The sequence below is a fragment of the Parachitinimonas caeni genome, from assembly GCF_030129945.1.
GTDB lineage: Bacteria > Pseudomonadota > Gammaproteobacteria > Burkholderiales > Chitinimonadaceae > Parachitinimonas > Parachitinimonas caeni.
Map to the genome: position 1 here is coordinate 23852 of NZ_JARRAF010000016.1, position 18048 is coordinate 41899.

Consider the following 18048-nt stretch of genomic DNA (forward strand, 5'->3'; position numbering starts at 1 on the left):
TCTGCCGCCGATCGCTGGCGGCAGAGGCAAGGCTGGCTAGCTATTGGCCGCCGCCAGAAAATCCTGCGCAAACCGTTGCAGGACGCCGCCTGCTTCGTAGATCGACACTTCCTCGTCGCTGTCGAGACGGCAGGTGACGGTGGCTTGTACCTGTTCGCCATTCCTGCGATGGATGATCAGTGTCAGATCGGCGCGGGGCTTGCGCTCGCCGATTACATCGAAGGTCTCGGTGCCGTCAATGCCCAACGTCAGGCGGTTGGTACCGGGTTTGAACTCCAGCGGCAACACGCCCATTCCAATCAGATTGGTGCGGTGAATGCGCTCGAAACCCTCGGCGACGATGGCTTCGACACCTGCCAGCCGCACGCCTTTGGCCGCCCAGTCCCGCGAGCTGCCCTGGCCATAGTCGGCGCCGGCGATGATGATCAGCGGCTGCTTGCGTTCCATATAGGTTTCAATGGCTTCCCACATGCGGGTGATCGTGCCTTCGGGTTCGATCCGGGCCAGTGAGCCTTTCTTGATCTGACCTTCGACCACCACCATCTCATTGAGCAGCGTCGGGTTGGCAAAGGTGGCGCGTTGCGCGGTCAGATGATCACCGCGATGGGTGGCGTAGGAATTGAAGTCCTCTTCCGGCAGGCCCATTTTGGCCAGATATTCGCCTGCAGCGCTGCTGGCGAGGATGGCGTTCGACGGCGATAGATGGTCGGTGGTGATGTTGTCACCCAGCACGGCCAGCGGCCGCATGCCACGCAACGTGCGTTCGCCAGCCAGTGCGCCTTCCCAGTAGGGGGGGCGACGGATATAGGTGCTCATCGGGCGCCAGTCATACAAGGGGCTGACGGCAGCTGCACTATCGGTGCGCACGGCAAACATCGGCTCGTACACCTTGCGGAACTGCTCGGGCTTGACCGCCTGTTTGACGACTGCATCGATTTCCGCATCGCTGGGCCAGAGGTCTTTCAGGCGGATTTCACGACCATCGACCACACCGAGCACGTCTTTTTCGATGTCGAAACGGACGGTGCCGGCAATGGCATACGCAACAACCAGAGGCGGCGAAGCCAGGAACGCCTGCTTGGCATAGGGGTGAATGCGGCCATCGAAGTTGCGGTTGCCGCTCAGCACGGCGGTTGCATACAGGTCACGGTCGATGATTTCCTGCTGGATCTTGGGGTCGAGCGCACCCGACATGCCGTTGCAGGAGGTGCAGGCGTAAGCCACCACACCAAAACCCAACGCTTCCAGGTCACGCATCAATCCGGCTTCTTCCAGATAGAGGGTGACCGCTTTCGAGCCCGGTGCGAGCGACGACTTGACCCAAGGCTTGCGCGTAAGGCCCAGCTTGTTGGCATTGCGGGCCAGCAGGCCGGCTGCGATGACGTTGCGGGGGTTGCTGGTGTTGGTGCAGCTGGTGATGGCGGCGATGATGACAGCGCCATCCGGCATCTGGCCCTCGGCTTCCTGCTGGCGGGCTTTCTCCAGATCAACCGCAATGCCCCGTGCTGCCAGATCGCTGGTCGGGAGGCGCTTGTGCGGGTTGGAAGGGCCAGCCATGTTGCGTACCACGGTTGCAAGATCGAACTTCAGCACCCGTTCGTATTCGGCGGTCTTGAGGCTGTCTGCCCATAAGCCGGCTTCTCTGGCGTAGGTTTCAACTAGCTGAACTTGTGCATCACTACGGCCCGTCAACCTCAGATAATGGATGGTCTGTTCGTCGATGAAGAACATGGCGGCCGTGGCCCCATATTCGGGAGCCATGTTCGAAATGGTGGCGCGGTCACCCAGAGTCAGTGCCGAAGCGCCTTCGCCGTAGAACTCCAGATACGCCCCTACCACCTTTTCCTTGCGCAGGAATTCGGTCAGGGCGAGCACCACATCGGTCGCAGTAATGCCGGGGGCGGGTTTGCCGCTGAGTTCGACGCCGACGATGTCGGGTAGACGCATCCACGACGCCCGGCCCAACATCACGTTTTCAGCTTCCAGCCCGCCGACGCCAATGGCGATGACGCCCAGCGCATCGACATGCGGCGTGTGGCTGTCGGTGCCGACACAAGTGTCGGGATAGGCCACACCGTTATCGGCATGGATGACCGGCGACATTTTCTCCAGATTGATCTGGTGCATGATGCCGTTGCCGGGCGGGATCACATCGACGTTTTTGAAGGCCTGCTTGGTCCAGTCGATGAAGTGGAAGCGGTCTTCATTGCGCCGGTCTTCAATGGTCCGGTTCTTGGTGAAGGCGTCGGGGTCGAAGCCGCCGCATTCGACAGCCAGCGAGTGATCGACGATCAGCTGCACCGGCACCACGGGGTTGACTTTGGCCGGATCACCACCCTGGTCGGCAATGGCATCGCGCAGGCCGGCCAGATCGACCAGGGCAGTCTGGCCAAGAATATCGTGGCAGACAACGCGGGCTGGAAACCAGGGAAAGTCGAGGTCGCGCTTGCGCTCGATCAGCTGTGAGAGATAGGCGGTCAATTTTTCCGGTTCAGCGCGGCGCACCAGGTTTTCGGCGTGGACGCGAGCGGTGTAGGGCAGTTTGGCCCAGGCACCTGGCTGGATGGCCTCGACGGCGGCGCGGGTGTCGAAATAGTCGAGCGAAGTGCCGGGCAGGGGTTTGCGGTAGGCGGAGTTCATGGCTGATTGATTGATGGCTAGAACGGTTTGACGCTTCGCTGGCCGGGCCGGCGAAGCGTCATCAAGGGAGCGTCGGGGCTCAGCGCTTTTCGATGGGTACGAATTCGAGATTTTCCGGCCCGGTGTAGTTGGCGCTTGGGCGGATGATCTTGCCGTCGATGCGTTGTTCGATCACATGCGCGGCCCAGCCCGAGGTGCGTGAGATCACGAACAGCGGGGTGAACATGGCGGTGGGTACGCCCATCATGTGATACGAGACAGCCGAGAACCAGTCGAGGTTGGGGAACATCTTTTTGATATCCCACATCACGGTTTCTAGGCGCTCGGCGATGTTGAACATCTTCATGTCACCGGCTTGCTGGCTGAGTGAGCGGGCGACTTCCTTGATCACCTTGTTGCGGGGGTCGCCAATGGTGTACACCGGGTGGCCAAAGCCAATGACCACTTCCTTGCGCTCGACGCGGGCGCGGATGTCCGCTTCGGCTTCGTCGGGGGTTTCGTAGCGCTTCTGTACTTCGAAGGCCACCTCGTTGGCGCCACCATGCTTGGGGCCGCGCAGGGCACCAATTGCGCCGGTGATGGCGGAGTGCATGTCGGAGCCGGTGCCGGCGATGACGCGGGCGGTAAAGGTCGAGGCATTGAATTCATGCTCGGCGTACAAGACCAGCGAGGTGTGCATGGCCTTGACCCACTCTGCCGGAGGTTGCTTGCCGTGCAGCAGGTGCAGGAAGTGACCGCCGATGCTGTCGTCGTCCGTTTCAACCTCGATGCGACGTCCGTTATGGCTGAAGTGGTACCAGTAGAGCAGCATCGAGCCCAGTGAGGCCATCAGGCGATCGGCAATGTCGCGCGCGCCGGGGGTGTTGTGGTCATCTTTTTCTGGCAGGGCGCAGCCCAGTGCGGAGACGGCACTCCGCATGACGTCCATGGGATGGGCGCCGGCAGGAATCGCTTCGAGCACGGCCTTGACGCTGGCCGGGATGCCGCGCAGTGATTTGAGCTTGGCCTTGTAGCCACGCAGTTCTGCCGCATTGGGCAGCTTGCCGTGGACCAGCAGGTGGGCGATTTCTTCGAATTCGCAGGCGTCGGCCACGTCGAGGATGTCATAACCCCGGTAGTGCAGATCGTTGCCGGTACGGCCAACCGTGCAAAGCGCGGTATTGCCCGCAGCAACGCCCGACAGGGCAACGGATTTCTTTGGCTTGGGTAGGACAGTTTCAGTCATGGCGGACTTTCAGGATGAGTTAAAAGAAATACGTGATTGACACAGCTCGGAGAGATGAGCCGTGAAGATTCAATACCAGTAATAATGCTGTGCTTTTCAGTTCAGCTGGAAGATCGGCCAAAATGGCGCGCCAGACGTTTAGATATTCGAGCATGACAGGCTGAGGCACCGTTTAATCGATGGAGAAATAGGCAAGCCCTTTGCCTTCATTCATGGCGACCGTTGCGAGCTCCTGCAGGGCAAATAAGCAAACGAATAAATCGAAAGGAGAATCGCCTTCGTCTGGTGTTTCAATTTCATGCGCCTGCCATGCGGCGAGAATGCCTTCAATTTCAGCGACCTCTGCAAAATATTCGTCAAATGCATCGCTATCCCAGCTGTCTGCGTCAGTCCACCCATCTGCTTTGCAAATAATGGCGAGCTCACTTTGTAGGGCAGGAAGCTCTTGTGCTTCATAGCCCCACATTCTGCCCCCGAGTTTTTGCAATAGAGGCAGCTGTAGCCTGCGGGACTCAGCGGCAATGATTCGGGTGACCCAGCTATTGCGCGACCACATGGTCAGCGCATTTGATTCATCGATGATGTCGCCGGCAACGGCTTCATCAATGGTAGCTTCATGGCCATCGCCACCGGGATAAGTTCGCAATATTTCAACCTGCGAGGGTAGGATCGGGCAAAAACCGAAAACGTGGTGATATGACATCCGTGCAGCTCCTCGCTATGTGTAAGAAATAGTCAAAACAAAGACAGCGTTGTGCCGTGACCCGGTGGGGTGTCACGGCTGTCTGGAATTGAATCGAGCATAGCGCCGGCAATTAACTCGAAGTCCTCGCGGCTGATTTCGACCTGACCATAGCGGAAGGCATACCCCCAGCGCTGTTTGTCGCGGATAAAGGCCAGATCGTTGATCATCGGCCGGATAGGGGTGCTCTGGCAGGGTAGGTAATGTACGTCGCGACGGTAGGGCACAAAGTCATCGCTCATCCTGAACAGGTAGGGCTCGCCTTCGGCAATCTGACCGATTGCCGTGAACTGCTGGCAGGTGCCGCTTTCGCCCATTGCATTGTTTGGCGAGTAATAAATCAGCCAGTCACCAGGCTGCATTTTTTTGAGCGGGCCATTTTTGCCATGGCAGAGCTGACAAAACCCGCCCGCAACCCCCCGCTGCACATGCTCCCACGACACCACTCCTATCCAGTACCGCATGGTCAGCCACCGCTATGTGCCAGCCAGTCTGCGCGCGGCAAGCGATAGAGCACATGCCGCTGTATCGGATGCCCCGCTTCAACTCTCGGATGATCGAAATCGTCGGCAGGGTTGTGATGCATGCCAAGCCTCTCCATCACCCGGCGCGATGGCGTGTTGATGGTGGCGGTCAGCGCGACGATTTCGTTCAGGACCAGTGTTTCAAATCCGTAACGCAGAACGGCCCGCGCCGCCTCGGTAGCGTAGCCTTGCCCCCAGAAGGCCGGGTCCAGGCCCCAGCCGATTTCCACGCAGGGGGTGAACGGCGCTTCGAACGAAGTCTGGATCAGCCCGGCATACCCCGCAAAACGGGCCAGACCGGGGATTTCAATCGGCCAGAAAGTCATGCTGCCGTGATGGCCATCGTCCCGCAGGCGACGTGCCACGCCGTCGCTTTGCTCCCGGCTCTGCACCGATGGGAAGTACCGGCGGAATACAGGATCGGCATTCAGGCGGGCGAAAGGTTCCAGGTCGGCATCGACCCAGTCCCTCAGAACGATGCGACCGGATTCGAGCCGGAACGGGGCAAACATGCGGTTCAGCCCTGGTCTTGCTGGGCGAACAGGGCGTCCAGCTTCTGCTCGAATTCGTGGTAGCCCAGGTGGTCGTACAGCTCCATACGGGTCTGCATGGTGTCGAGTACGTTCTTCTGGGTGCCTTCGGCGGCGATGTGGCCGTAGATATTCAGTGCTGCCTTGCTCATGGCGCGGAAGGCCGACAGCGGGTACAGCATCATGCTGACACCGGCAGAGCCCAGCTCGTCGCGGGTAAACAACGGCGTCTTGCCGAATTCAGTGATATTGGCCAGCACCGGTACCTTCACGGCATCGACGAAGGCTTTATACATATCGAGGCTTTCCATCGCCTCGGGGAAGATCATGTCAGCACCGGCTTCTACGCAAGCACAGGCACGGTCGATAGCGGCCTGCAGACCTTCAACGGCCAGGGCATCGGTACGGGCCATGATCACGAACTCGGGGTCGGTCTTGGCATCGACAGCCGCTTTCACCCGGTCAACCATCTCCTCCTTGCTGACGATGGCCTTGCCGGGGCGGTGGCCGCAGCGCTTGGCCATTACCTGATCTTCAATATGCACGGCGGCAGCGCCGGCACGGATCATCTCGCGCACGGTACGGGCGATATTGAATGCGCCGCCCCAGCCGGTGTCGATATCCACCAGCACGGGCAGCTGGGTGCGGTCGGTGATGCGACGAACATCAATCAATACGTCTTCAAGCGTGGTGATGCCCAGATCGGGGATGCCACAGGAGCTGGCAGCAACGCCCCCGCCTGACACATACAGTGCCTTGTGGCCCGAATGTTCGGCCAGCAGGGCGGCATAGGCATTGATGGCGCCAACAATCTGCAGGGGCTTTTCAGCGGCAACAGCTGCGCGGAAACGGGCGCCAGCGGAACGTGAACTCATGCGGGACTCCTTGAAACGTAAAAATAATGACTGCTATGAGGCAGTAGTCTTAGCAAAAACCTTGCCAGTACTATGGTCTTGTGGCTTCTTCCGGTAAATCATCAGCTTAGTCTTTGGGGGCTTGACGTGCAGTGCGGAGTATATGTTTCATTATTGAAGTTCAGTGTTTCAAAGGTGAAATGAAATGCCTGGCAACAAGCCCCAGATTGCAATTGTGGCCTCGCGTGGGCTGGTTGATCTGATTCGCAGTCAGCTGCCTGCGTACAACGATCTTGCCGCGTGGCGCTTGATCGACCAGCCCTACGATATTGCCCAGACCAGCCTGGCGGAGCTGCAACGCGCAGGACAGGTTGACGCTGTCGTCGCTGCGGGGGCGGGGGCGGATCGTATCCGTAGTGCCTTGAGTCTGCCGGTGTCGGCGATCCGGGTGGGCGGTGACGACATTGTGCAGGCACTGGCGCGGGCCAGCCGTGTCGGCGTCAAGGTCGCCATTGTCACGCGGCGCCGGCTGGCCGAGGAGTTCGACGAAATCGTGCCGGTGCTCAATCTCGATCTCTCGCGCCACCTGTATGAAGACGATGCCTCTGCCCGCGTCTTGCTCGCCAATCTGGCAATTCAGTCTCGGCCAGCCGTGGTGGGCTCCAGCGAGATTGTCTATCTGGCCGGGCTGTACAACCTCACGGGGGTCTTGATCTACTCGGCGCGGGCGGTGCGTGCCGCGCTCGAAGGGGCGCTGGAACTGGCCAGGGTGGCAAGGCTGGAAGAGGCCAAGCGCGAACGCCTGGACCGGATCCTGGAAAGTCTGGTCGAGGGAGTGGTGGCGGTGGATGCTGATGAGCGCATCCAGACCATCAACCCGGCCATGGCTCGTCTGATCGGGCTCGGTGAAGACTGGGCCAATGGACGCCGGCTGACTGAAATTGCGCCGGAACTCAGTCTGCGCGGGGTGTTGCAAACCGGCGAGGCCCGACGCGACGAGATTGTCGGCGTAGCAGGCAAGACCCTGGTGACGCAACGTTTGCCGCTGTTGCAGGCGGATGAAACGGTAGGTGCGGTGCTGACCTTTCAGGATGCCACGGCGATTGAGCGCGCTGACCGGAAGCTGCGAGCAGAGGCCCGCAAGAGTCAGTTTCAGGCCCGCTACCGGCTGCACGATGTACTGGGCGAGTCGCCCAGCATCGCGGCGGCGCGAGAGCTGGCATCGCTGTATGCGCAGTCCGATTCCGCCGTGCTGATCGGTGGCGAATCTGGCACTGGCAAGGAACTGTTCGCCCAGGGCATTCACCTGGCATCGCGGCGGGCGCAGGGGCCGTTTGTAGCGCTCAACTGCGCCGCGTTTCCCGAGAGCCTGCTCGAATCAGAACTGTTTGGTTATGAAGAAGGGGCGTTTACCGGTTCGCGTCGCGGTGGCAAGCCGGGCCTGATCGAACTTGCGCATCAGGGCACCTTGTTTCTGGATGAAATCGGCGATATGCCCTTGCCCCTGCAGACCCGCTTGCTGCGTGTTTTGCAGGAGCGCCAGGTGTTACGGCTGGGGGGGGCGGAACCGACGCCGGTGGATGTGCGGGTGGTGGCAGCCACCCACGCCGATCTGAAAGCCAGGGTGGTGGAAGGGGGTTTCCGTGCGGATTTGTATTACCGGTTGAATATTCTCAACCTGACCTTGCCACGGCTGGCCGAGCGCGGTGCCGATGTTGGCCTGCTGGCATTGGCGGCGGTTCGGGATGCCCTGCGCCGTCTGGGCTCCGGCCTGGATCCGCAGCAGCTATTGCAACCCTTTCTGCGGGCGGCGCAGGGCTATGGCTGGCCTGGCAATGTGCGGGAATTGCAGAATCTTGGCGAACGGCTGGCGGTATTTTTGCATGTGGCCGGGCGGCTGGATGAAGCGGATGTCCGGCGGCTGGCCCCCGAACTCAGCGAAGCCGCGCCCGCGCCAGATCTACCTTCCACCCGCCGTCAGCAGGAGCTGCAGCACATCCGCAAGATCCTGGCCGCCTGTGGCGGCGACCAGACCGAGGCGGCACGCCAGCTCGGCATCAGCCGGACAACCTTGTGGCGCCGCCTGAAGGCCGGCGAATAGCCGGGCCTGGGTTCTGTTGACGTAAGGTTTACAGCCGCGCCGGGCCGAGTTTTGGGGCGAGGCGAGGCAGGGTAAGCGCGGTTTAGCGAGCTAGGCTCTGTTGACGTTTTATTTCCGGCGAAACGCGATCTGAAAACCTTACGTCAACAGAACCTAACTCTGCCCACTTCGACTGGTCACGAATCCCTGCTTCGCTGCCCATAGATTGATGTCCTGCTGCTGAATTGCATTGGCCATCAGCTCGGCAAAACGGTCGGGGGTGCAGGCGAAAGTCGGGATATTCAACGCGGCGAAGTGCGCTGCGTTGCGATGATCAAAACCCGGTGTGCCATCGTCGGCCAATGCCAGCAGGCAGATGACGTTGACCCCCGCTGCCTTGAGTGTCGCTGCCCGCTTGAGCATTTGCTCATTGTTGCCGCCTTCGTACAGATCGGTGATGAGGACCAGGATGGTCTTGTCAGGCCGGTCGATGATCTGCTGGCAATAACCCAGAGCCAGATTGATATCCGTGCCACCCCCCAGCTGCACCCCGAACAGCAGGTCTACCGGGTCTTCGGCTTCATCGGTCAGATCGACCACGGCCGTATCGAAAACCACCATCCGTGTCTTGACAGCGCGCAGGCTGGCCAAGACCGCAGCAAATACCCCGGCATACACCACCGAAGCCGCCATCGAACCACTTTGATCGACGCATAGCACGATGTCGCGCAGGGCAGAGCGCTTGCGTCCGTAGCCGACCAGTTTCTCGGCCACTACGGTTTTCTTCTCGGGCAGATAGCGGCTCAGATTGGCCTGAATTGTCTTGTGCCAGTCGATTTCATTCAGGCGGGGGCGCAGATTGCGTTCGGCCTTGTTCAGCGCACCATTGACCGCCTGACGCATCGGTTCGTGCAAGCGCCTCTCCAATTCTTCGACGACACGCCTGACGACCATGCGTGCGGTTTCGCGGGTCTTGGCCGGCATGACCTTGCCCAGGGCAACCAGACTGGCTACCAGATGCACATCCGGCTCGATGGCTTCCAGCAACTCGGGTTCGAGCAGCATTTTTTGCAGGTTGAGGCGGTGGATTGCGTCCTGCTGCAGGACCTGTACAACCGGCGTTGGGAAAAACTCGCGAATATCACCCAGCCAGCGTGCGACATTCGGGCAGGATGGACCAAGATTGCCGCTGCGTTCTGCATCGTAGAGGGCCGCCAGCGCCGCATCGGCCCGCTGCAGATCAGGGCTCAACGGGGCACCACAAGTTTCGGCAGCCGCATCGCCGAGTATCAGGCGCCAGCGTTGCAGACGGTCGGTTTCGAAAGCGCTTGGTTGCGTCATATTCAAGGTCCAATCAGAGCAAGCAGTGTCGGCACGACCTGCGCGGCGCGTACATGGTCGAGCGCATCATCGGCAGGTGTCGCGGCCTGGGTTTGGCCCAGATGACGCACTTTGTCGCCCATCTGGCGTCGTTCCGGCCGGGTGAAGCCACTGAAGGCCCGCCGTAGCAGGGGCAGCCGTTCGCGGAAGGTGTCGTGATCGAGCTGGCCCAGCCAGTGGTCGATGGTGTGCCAGAGGGTGTCATGATGCAGGAGCAGCAGGCCACTGCCACGCAAGAGACCTGTCAGCCAGCCTGCCGACTCCGCTGGCGGATTGCCGGGCGCCAGGGCCAGACTGGCTTGTCGTGCCAGCGCTTCTGCGTCGATCTGCTGTCGGTCGAACAGCAGACGCAGGGCAAAGCCGCGCACAGCGGGTGCGGTCGTATCCAGCGCTGCCAGTCGGCGCAGACTGTCAAACCAATCCTCACGCAGGTCGGTGTGGTCCAGCGTATCAAGTGCGGTTTGGACCGAATCGATATGCTGGATCAGTGCTTCTGCGGCAGCTTCATCGATGCTGCTGGCCGCAGGCAGAATGCCGACGGTGATGCGTTCGACCAGCGCCATGATGATCGGCAGCACATTGTCGGCCTGCGTGCCCCGTACATCGCCATAGCGGGCAACGTTGACCAGCGGCGGCAGGGCTTCCATCAGATGCGAGAGGTCGGCAGCCAAGGCTGCTTGTGTTTGTACGCACCCCAATAACACGGTGATGGCAACGGGCAGCTGGGCGAGTACGGCGTCGTCGAGCATCGCCGTCAGGCCCGGCAAGTCAGCGCCGTTGCGTGCCTGTTCGCACAAGGCGTGGCTGGCAGCGGCCTCGATGGTGTTGCCGTAGCGGCTGGCGGCAATCAGGCGTACCACCAATTCCGGGTCCCATTTCAGTGTCCATGACTCGCGGAAGGTGCCTGTGCGGTTGCTGTCATGCCGGCGCTGCCCCCACTCCACCTGGATGATCTGCAAGCGGTGCAGCAGGCGACTGCGGGCACGTCCACTGTCTTCCCGCAGATCAAGTTCCAGCAGCTTGCTCTCGGTGCTGGGCTTGAGGCGCAAGCGCTTTTGCTGGGCTTCCAGGTCTCTTTGCAGTGGGGCAGCGGCGGTATGGGCGGGTACGGCGCCAATTCGATAGCCGATCTCCAGCTGCTGGCGGATCAGGTCCATCGGCGATGTCTGGCCGTGGCAAAGCACTGACAGCATGGCCTCGCGGTTTTCCGCCAGACCGGGCAGGGCGGCGCCCCGCAAGGCGGCCAGCGACTCCGCCAGCCGAACGGCCTCGATCACGCTGGCGGAGGAGGCATCCAGCCCTGCTTCGCGCAATAGACGGGCGGCTTGCGTCATCCAGCGCAGGCTGGCCTGATCCGGGCTTTGCCAGAGGTGGCGATACCAGCCCGGCGAGGTGACGCCAGCGCCATAACCACTCTCAAAGGCCAGCCGGTCGTCGCTCCACGGTACCCAGGTGGCTGAAACCCTGGTTTTGGGCAGACCTTTGAGCAATGCGGTGTCGTCTTTGGCGGGGGGCATCTGCTGCAATGCCGGTACATGCCAAGCCCCGCAGATGACAGCAATGGTTTGGTGACCGGCCTTTTGCGCCTCCCGAATCTTGCTGCGCATATGGGCTTCACGCCGCGCCTCGCGCAGGCCTGGCTCGGGCGCGTGCTCGCGCAGGGCAGTCATGGCCTCGGCAATGGCTGCGAACAGCTCGCGGGCATCGCGCCTTTGCTCAACTTCGATTTCCCACCAGGTTTCATGGTCATCGTAACCGGCAGCCCGCGACAGTTCGCCGATCGGGTCCATGCGCCAGCGCTGCAGCGTATCGGCGGCGACATCCGGGCCGGCATCGGCGGCCGGGGTGACGGCATCTGCGGCGGGAGCATCCAGCTCCGGTGTGTGGTCGCCGTCTGAGGAGGCTTCACGGGTGGCGTCTGCGGCCATCTGCTCGGCGAAGCCATGCGTTGGCGGCAAATCCATAAACCAGAGTGGAATCTGACGAGCCGTCGCGTGGCGAATGGCACGCCATTCCGGCGAAAACTCGGCAAAGGGATAAAACACCCCATGCTGGGGCGCATCGTTGGGGTAGACCAGCAGCGCCACCGGCGGCTGCATGGCGGGGTCTGCCGCCAGGGCGATGACGTCATCCGCTTCTGGCGGGCCTTCGAGCAGGATGATGTCGGGAGCCAGGGCCGCCAGTGCGGCTTCAAGGGCCCGTGCGCAGCCGGGGCCGTGGTGACGGATGCCAAAGATATGGGTTGTCATGACGTTTACCTGACGACGGCAGCGAGGGGATTCTGTTTGTGCATGCCTGCCTCACACGACATCCATGCAGGCGCGGTACAGGTCCTTCCAGCCGTCACGCTCCTTGGCGACGGTTTTCAGATATTCCAGCCACACCAGCTTGTCTTGAACCGGGTCTTTGATCACCGCGCCGGTCAGACCTGCTGCCAGATCGGCGGCACGCAGCACGCCGTCGCTGTAGTAGCCGGCAATGGCCATGCCGTGGCCGAGCACCGAGATCGCCTCTGCTGTGGACAGGGTGCCGCTGGGGCTCTTGAGTTTGGTCTTGCCGTCTTCGGTCAGGCCATTACGCAATTCACGGAACACCGCCACCACGCGCCGGACTTCTTCCAGCGCAGGCTTTTCGGCAGGCAGCTCCAGCGCCCGACCCAGCTCATTGACACGGCGGCTGACAATGGCCACTTCCTCGTCGAAAGTGTCGGGCGTGGGCAGAATCACCGTATTAAAGCGTCGCATCAGGGCTGATGACATTTCGTTCACGCCCTTGTCACGGTTATTGGCGGTGGCAATCACGTTGAAGCCGCGTTGGGCCTGTACTTCGATTCCCAGCTCGGGGATCGGCAAGGTCTTTTCTGATAGTAAAGTGATCAAGGTGTCTTGCACCTCGCTGGGCACCCGGGTCATCTCTTCGAGCCGGGCCAGCTTGCCATCACGCATGGCTTTGAGCATCGGGCTGGCAACCAGTGCGTTTTCAGAGGGGCCTTCAGCCAGTAATCGGGCGTAGTTCCAGCCATAGCGCAGGGCCGATTCATCAGTGCCTGCGGTACCCTGGATCAGCAAGGTCGAATCGCCGCTGATGCCGGCGGCCAGGTGTTCCGATACCCAGCTCTTCGCGGTGCCGGGAACACCGTACAGCAGCAGGGCGCGGTCGGTGGCCAGCGTGGCCACCGCGATCTCGATCAGACGTGCGCTGCCGATATATTTGGGGCTGACTTCATAGCCGTTGTCGAGCTGGCCGCCGAGCAGGTAGGTCTTGACTGCCCAGGGTGACAGTTTCCAGTTGGCTGGGCGGGGCTTTTTGTCCTGGCGGGCCAGTTCGGCCAGCTCTTCGGCATATTGTTGTTCGGCATGCTGACGCAGGACGGCGTTCAGGGTTTGGCTCACAGCGGTATCTCCTTGATCAGGGTTTGGCGGGCAGCAGCCAGCGCCAGAGTCGTTTCGGCACGCCGGTTGGCGTAATGCAGATTCCAGTCGTTCTGAAGGCCGGGCGCCTGAATATGGCTTCGTACGGCAAGGGTGAAGGGTTCGAGCCAGTGGTCGGGGCCGCGTAGCACGGCAAGCTCAAGCAGCGATTGCAGATCGTGCCGCTGGTCTGGTCGTAATTCGCTGCCGGTGGGGAGTTGGGTCAGGGCGGCACACAGTACATCGCTCCAGCTTGCGGTCAGCGAGGCGAGGCCCCGTTCCGCTTCCTGCCAAAGCCCGGCCTGCAAGGCTGCCAGCACGGCGGTTCCACTCTGACTGGCGGACAGCACCGCCCAGAGTGCGCTGCTGCGTGGATACAGCACCCCGCGCCCGGCGTGGTGGGCGGCAACCAGGGCTGCGGCCCACTCGCTGTCTGCAAAGCGGCAGGCTGCGTCGGCCAAGCCCAGATACAGGCTGTCTGCCCAATCGCTTTGTGGCAGCAAGGCCAGCAATTCGCCAGCGCTGGCACCCGTTTGCTGTGACCAGCAGGCTGGAGCTACCAGTGCAACGATCTGTTGCAGCCACCAGGCACGAGGGCCGGTGCCGTGAGGCGGTGTCGCCAGAATGCCTTCGCGTTCCCATTCCTTGAGGAGTTCGGTTGGCGGGTTGGCCGCTACCTGTCGGCCTGCCGAACTGACGGGCCACTGCAGGCATTGGCTGGCGCGCTGCTGCCATAAGCCGGACAGGGCCGAGCCGGGTATCTGCACCAGCAAGTCAACCACCAGCTGCCGTACGTTCTGGCTGCGGTCGTCCAGCAGCGATTGCAGTAGTGGCTCATCAGCCGCCGACAGGCCGTCTTTCAGGACCTCCAGAAAATGGCAGCGCTGTTCGGCTTTCTCCTGAGGCAGGGCGGCTTGCAGCCACTGCCGGGCCTGGTCGGCATTGCGCTGGCGTAGCAGGGCCAGTGCCTGCCGACGTTCGGCGGGCCGGCCTTCCTGCCACAACGTTTCGAGCTGGGTGTCGTCCAGAGCACGGGGCGTGGCATCCGGCGCGGACCAGTCCGGGTGCTGAGATGCCAGCCACTGACCGCGCTGGCCCGCCACGCCAAACCAAAGCTGACGCCGTTCGGCGGTTGCCAGCGCCAGTGGCAATAGCCGTGCCGGCAGCCGATAACCGGCTTGCAACAAGCGGGCGGCAGCCCAAGGCGCCAGTGCGGTATGCGTGCCAGCGATGATGTCTGCAAGCGGGCTGTTAGCGCTGGCGGGGGCTTCCGGCAGCGTGTCGGCAGGCGCCAGACCGCCGGCGGCGAGCGGCGTTGCCAAGCCGCCTGCCTGTCGGTAGACGGCCAGTGAACCGGCCTGCAGCAACAGCCGCCGCTCGCGGCTGTAATCCAGTAACTGTGGCTCAAGCGCAGCAAGGCCAGCCGCATCGTTGGCGAGATTGGCTGTGCCAACCAGAGCCAGTCGGGTGGTGTCATGCATGGCGGCGCTCCGTCAGCGGTTCGTAGACCTGATTGATATAGGCACCAAGCGGGCGCAGGTAACGGCCGTCCCATTCAACGGCAATGTCGTGGCTGCTGCCACCGGTCAGCGCGAGCCATAGCCAGTAGTCACCGCCGATGAGGGGCAGGCTGTCCCCCTGTGCATCGCGCAGGAACCATTGCGATTCATGCCGCACCGGGCTGGCCTCGGCGATGGTGCCGGCCAGCCTGTCCTGCCACGGATTGATCGCCAAAGCCTGGGCATAACGGTTGAGCAGGGCAGAAATGGGTTCCGCCTGCCAACTTTGCTGGGGCGGCGGCAACGGGGCTGCGCTGCCTTTGATCATGGCCCGGTGTGAACCGGCTCCTGGCCAGAACACCAGCTCGGCATCCAGTGCCGTGCCGGCCGGCAGCACCGTGCCGAAGGACTGACCCAGTCCGGCCGCAAACTGCAATTGCATGGCAAAGCGCCGGGTCTGCAGGCCATAGAGCCAGGTACGCTGAGTGCGCACCTTGTCGCTTTCCTCAATCCACTGGCCGATTACCTGCCACTGATCGCGTATCACCTCGCCGTTGGCGAGCACTTCCTCTTCCTTCAGATTAAAGCCGATGTGCTGCCGCAAACTGGCTTGCAATGGCCCTGGCAGGCTATCGAGGCGCTCAAAGCCATGTAACGCCAGCGCAATCTTGCCGATTTCTCCTGACAGTCGCTCCGGCCAGTCGGCCCCGGTGCCCGGTAAATCGGCGAGGCTGCGCAGGCGATTGGCAAGGCCGGGTGCCTGCGCATCAATCAATCTGGCAGCCTGCTGCTCCCAAATGGCTGGCCCTTCGGCCGGGAGGCGTGCCAGACCATTTCGCACCAGGTCCTCCAGCCAGACCTGCAGGGCGGTCAACCCGTCGCGTACCCGGTTATCACGCTTCTCCAGCCGCTTCTGCTGAGCAACGGGGTCCACTTCGGCTTCGGCCCGCGCCTGGGCTTTGGCTTCCTTTTTTGCTGCGGCGTCAGAGCGCTTGTCCAGCCACTCGCTGACCCAGTCCGGCTCACTGGCGTCTGCCACCAGCGCCGGTTGACTGGCCGTGAGCAGCAGCAAACCCAGGGCATGCTTGCAAGGAAACTTGAAGCTAGGGCAAGAACACTTGCTGGCGAAATCGGCGAGATCCAGCCGCACCTGATAAGGATTCTTGCCACTGCCTTGGCATTCGCCCCACAAAGCGCGCCCGCTGCGGCCCAGAGTCGGCCAGTTTTTGGCTTGTGCCAGCTTCTTGCCGTTGGCGGCCGAGCCACTATCCGGCGCCAGGGCCAGCACCTGTTGTTCGGTGAGTTGCATCATCGATGCGCAGGAAAGGTTGAAAACGCCCACGCTACCATAGAACGTTCGTTCTGCCGATGCGTGCAAACTGGCGCCCGGCGCCACTTTGCTATGCTTGTCCGGCAATTTTCTTTTGGCTCAAAAACTTGGCTGCAGCGTGAATTTTTGCATTTGTCATGCCGTGCCTGGATGTGAACGGCGAGCGATCTTCCGCTGATTGCGGACAACCCTGATCGGGAAGGTCCGCATCGACAAAACGGCAACTGTTGATTCCGCCAATGTCCATGCAGCCCGATTCCAGGTCTACTGATGCTTATCGGCACATACCCATTGCGCGCCCGGCCCCACTACCCGCACGAAGCCAAGCTATAACTCATTGAATGGGGTGTCGCAAGGTGGCCCCGCTTGTTTTCGTCATGAAATCGGGTGCGGAGGGAATCATGTTCAAGCGTTTGCTGATGGTGTTGGGTTTGGTGTTGCCGATATGGGCGCGGGCGGAAGATTTTGCTGCTCCGCCGGGGTGGCGCGTTCCGAATATCAAAGACTATTCCCACGACTGGGCGGAAATCAAAAGCCGGCTTCCCACCCCCTATAAATTGGCCGGAGATTTTAATGGCGACAAAATCCAAGATCAGATCTGGATTTTGTTCAAGGCGGGCCAAAAGCATAGTGATAAGGATTGGGGGTTATTTGCACGTATATCCCGCCCTGATGGCAATTACGACGTTCAAAAGCTCGAATCCTATAAGAATTGGGTCGAAGCACAAACCATGGCATTAGAAAGCGCTGAGCCTGGCGTTTATAAAACGGCCTGTGGCGAAGGTTATTGGAAGTGCGCTAAAGGTGAGCCGAAATCGGTAAAACTGCAAGGTGAAGGTTTTTTCCTGGTGGCAATAGATAAAGCATCGACGCTTTATTACTGGGATGCAAAGCGGAAGAAATTCAATAAAGTGGCAGAGTCTGATTAATGTCCCCAATGCGGCACATTATTCGCAATACATGAAGCGGAGAGTGTATGAACAGGAAAATTATGGCGGCCTTGCTGGCTGCGCTGGTGGCAATGCCGGCCATGGCGGATGATTTTGACAAGCTGAAAGCCAAGGGAGAGTTGGTCATTGGTGTGCGGGATAGCTCACCCCCTTTTGGCTTTTTCGATAAGGCCAAAGGGACGGTTTCGGGCTATGACATTGATTTTGCGCTATGGATTGCCAATAAACTCGCCTTGAAACCGGTATTCAAAACCGTCGATCCGGCAGACCGCATCAAGGTGCTGAAAGAAGGAAAAGTAGATATCGTCGTGGCCTCTCTGGCCAAAACCGCAGAGCGGGAAAAGGAAGTGGATTTCAGTTTTGGTTATTACGTTTCCACCCAGAAACTGGTCGCCAAAAAAGGCAAATTCACCGATTTATTGCAGCTCGATAAAATGTCGGTTTGCGCACCTTCCGGTACGACCAATGCCAAATATCTGCAGGATATTTCGCAGAGTGTAAAAATTGTGGCACCACCCGATTATGCCGAGGCTTTCTCGGCATTGGTCGCGGGTAAATGTGATGCAGTATCCGGTCCGGAGGCAACCTTGCTCGGGAATCTCGCCAAATTACCGAACCGGAATGAGTACGAAGTGCCCGATGTGCCGATTGCCTCCGAAGCGATCGGGGTCGGTGTGCGCAAGGGGGAAAAGCGCCTGCTCAAAGCCGTGAACGATGCGCTGAGCGAAGCGGAAACCAGTGGCGAAGCCACCAAGATCTTCAACCGCTGGTTTGGCGAATCGGCAGCCGTCAAGCTGCAGCGGACGTTCAAGATCAATCGCTAATGCACAGGACGGGTGTGCGTAATCACATCCTTCCTGGCGATATCCCCTGTGATAGGCGGG

Annotated in this window: 15 protein-coding genes; 3 read left to right on the forward strand and 12 right to left on the reverse strand. The window is 60.8% G+C overall.

Annotated features, from left to right (window positions below; genetic code table 11):
• Positions 1-36: 36 nt before the first annotated feature.
• The 6 genes from acnD to prpB form a co-directional block, all read right to left on the reverse strand.
• Positions 37-2640 (reverse strand): Fe/S-dependent 2-methylisocitrate dehydratase AcnD, encoded by a 2604-nt coding sequence (gene acnD, locus PZA18_RS14035; RefSeq protein ID WP_284101485.1) that lies wholly within the window; start codon positions 2638-2640, stop codon positions 37-39.
• 79 nt (positions 2641-2719) lie between these two features.
• Positions 2720-3865, reverse strand: a complete 1146-nt coding sequence (prpC, locus tag PZA18_RS14040; protein WP_284101486.1) for a bifunctional 2-methylcitrate synthase/citrate synthase — start codon at positions 3863-3865, stop codon at positions 2720-2722.
• A 172-nt stretch (positions 3866-4037) separates the two neighbouring features.
• Complete coding sequence (locus PZA18_RS14045; RefSeq protein WP_284101487.1) at positions 4038-4568, reverse strand: hypothetical protein; 531 nt, start codon at positions 4566-4568, stop codon at positions 4038-4040.
• A gap of 32 nt (positions 4569-4600) precedes the next feature.
• Positions 4601-5071, reverse strand: coding sequence for an EVE domain-containing protein (locus PZA18_RS14050; RefSeq protein ID WP_284101488.1), 471 nt, complete (start codon positions 5069-5071; stop codon positions 4601-4603).
• A 2-nt stretch (positions 5072-5073) separates the two neighbouring features.
• Entirely contained in the window at positions 5074-5643 is a 570-nt protein-coding gene (locus PZA18_RS14055; RefSeq protein ID WP_284101489.1) for a GNAT family N-acetyltransferase, read from the reverse strand.
• A 5-nt stretch (positions 5644-5648) separates the two neighbouring features.
• A complete protein-coding gene (prpB, locus tag PZA18_RS14060) occupies positions 5649-6536 on the reverse strand; it encodes a methylisocitrate lyase (RefSeq protein ID WP_284101490.1) in 888 nt (295 codons plus the stop codon).
• Between the two features lie 184 nt (positions 6537-6720).
• On the opposite strand from prpB, the gene prpR reads away from it, so the two are divergent.
• Positions 6721-8616, forward strand: coding sequence for a propionate catabolism operon regulatory protein PrpR (gene prpR / locus PZA18_RS14065; protein WP_284101491.1), 1896 nt, complete (start codon positions 6721-6723; stop codon positions 8614-8616).
• Between the two features lie 153 nt (positions 8617-8769).
• Here prpR and PZA18_RS14070 read toward each other — a convergent pair whose 3' ends face one another.
• The 6 genes from PZA18_RS14070 to PZA18_RS14095 all read right to left on the reverse strand — a co-directional run bounded on the left by PZA18_RS14070 (position 8770) and on the right by PZA18_RS14095 (position 16461).
• Positions 8770-9936, reverse strand: a complete 1167-nt coding sequence (locus PZA18_RS14070; RefSeq protein WP_284101492.1) for a vWA domain-containing protein — start codon at positions 9934-9936, stop codon at positions 8770-8772.
• 2 nt (positions 9937-9938) lie between these two features.
• Positions 9939-12224, reverse strand: a complete 2286-nt coding sequence (locus PZA18_RS14075; protein WP_284101493.1) for a DUF5682 family protein — start codon at positions 12222-12224, stop codon at positions 9939-9941.
• A 51-nt stretch (positions 12225-12275) separates the two neighbouring features.
• Positions 12276-13367 carry an ATP-binding protein gene (locus PZA18_RS14080; RefSeq protein WP_308447387.1) on the reverse strand — a complete coding sequence of 364 codons (1092 nt, stop codon included), beginning with the start codon at positions 13365-13367 and terminating at the stop codon, positions 12276-12278.
• Positions 13364-14866 (reverse strand): DUF5691 domain-containing protein, encoded by a 1503-nt coding sequence (locus tag PZA18_RS14085; protein WP_284101494.1) that lies wholly within the window; start codon positions 14864-14866, stop codon positions 13364-13366. Before PZA18_RS14085 ends, PZA18_RS14080 begins: the two co-directional genes overlap by 4 nt.
• Positions 14859-16196 (reverse strand): SWIM zinc finger family protein, encoded by a 1338-nt coding sequence (locus PZA18_RS14090; RefSeq protein WP_284101495.1) that lies wholly within the window; start codon positions 16194-16196, stop codon positions 14859-14861. The genes PZA18_RS14085 and PZA18_RS14090 overlap by 8 nt, the downstream gene beginning before the upstream one ends.
• Positions 16197-16284: 88 nt before the next feature.
• Positions 16285-16461 carry a hypothetical protein gene (locus PZA18_RS14095; RefSeq protein ID WP_284101496.1) on the reverse strand — a complete coding sequence of 59 codons (177 nt, stop codon included), beginning with the start codon at positions 16459-16461 and terminating at the stop codon, positions 16285-16287.
• 154 nt (positions 16462-16615) lie between these two features.
• Between PZA18_RS14095 and PZA18_RS14100 the strand changes: the two genes are divergently transcribed.
• Positions 16616-17143, forward strand: a complete 528-nt coding sequence (locus tag PZA18_RS14100; protein ID WP_284101497.1) for a hypothetical protein — start codon at positions 16616-16618, stop codon at positions 17141-17143.
• 47 nt (positions 17144-17190) lie between these two features.
• Positions 17191-17988, forward strand: coding sequence for a transporter substrate-binding domain-containing protein (locus PZA18_RS14105; protein ID WP_284101498.1), 798 nt, complete (start codon positions 17191-17193; stop codon positions 17986-17988).
• Positions 17989-18048 lie beyond the last annotated feature (60 nt).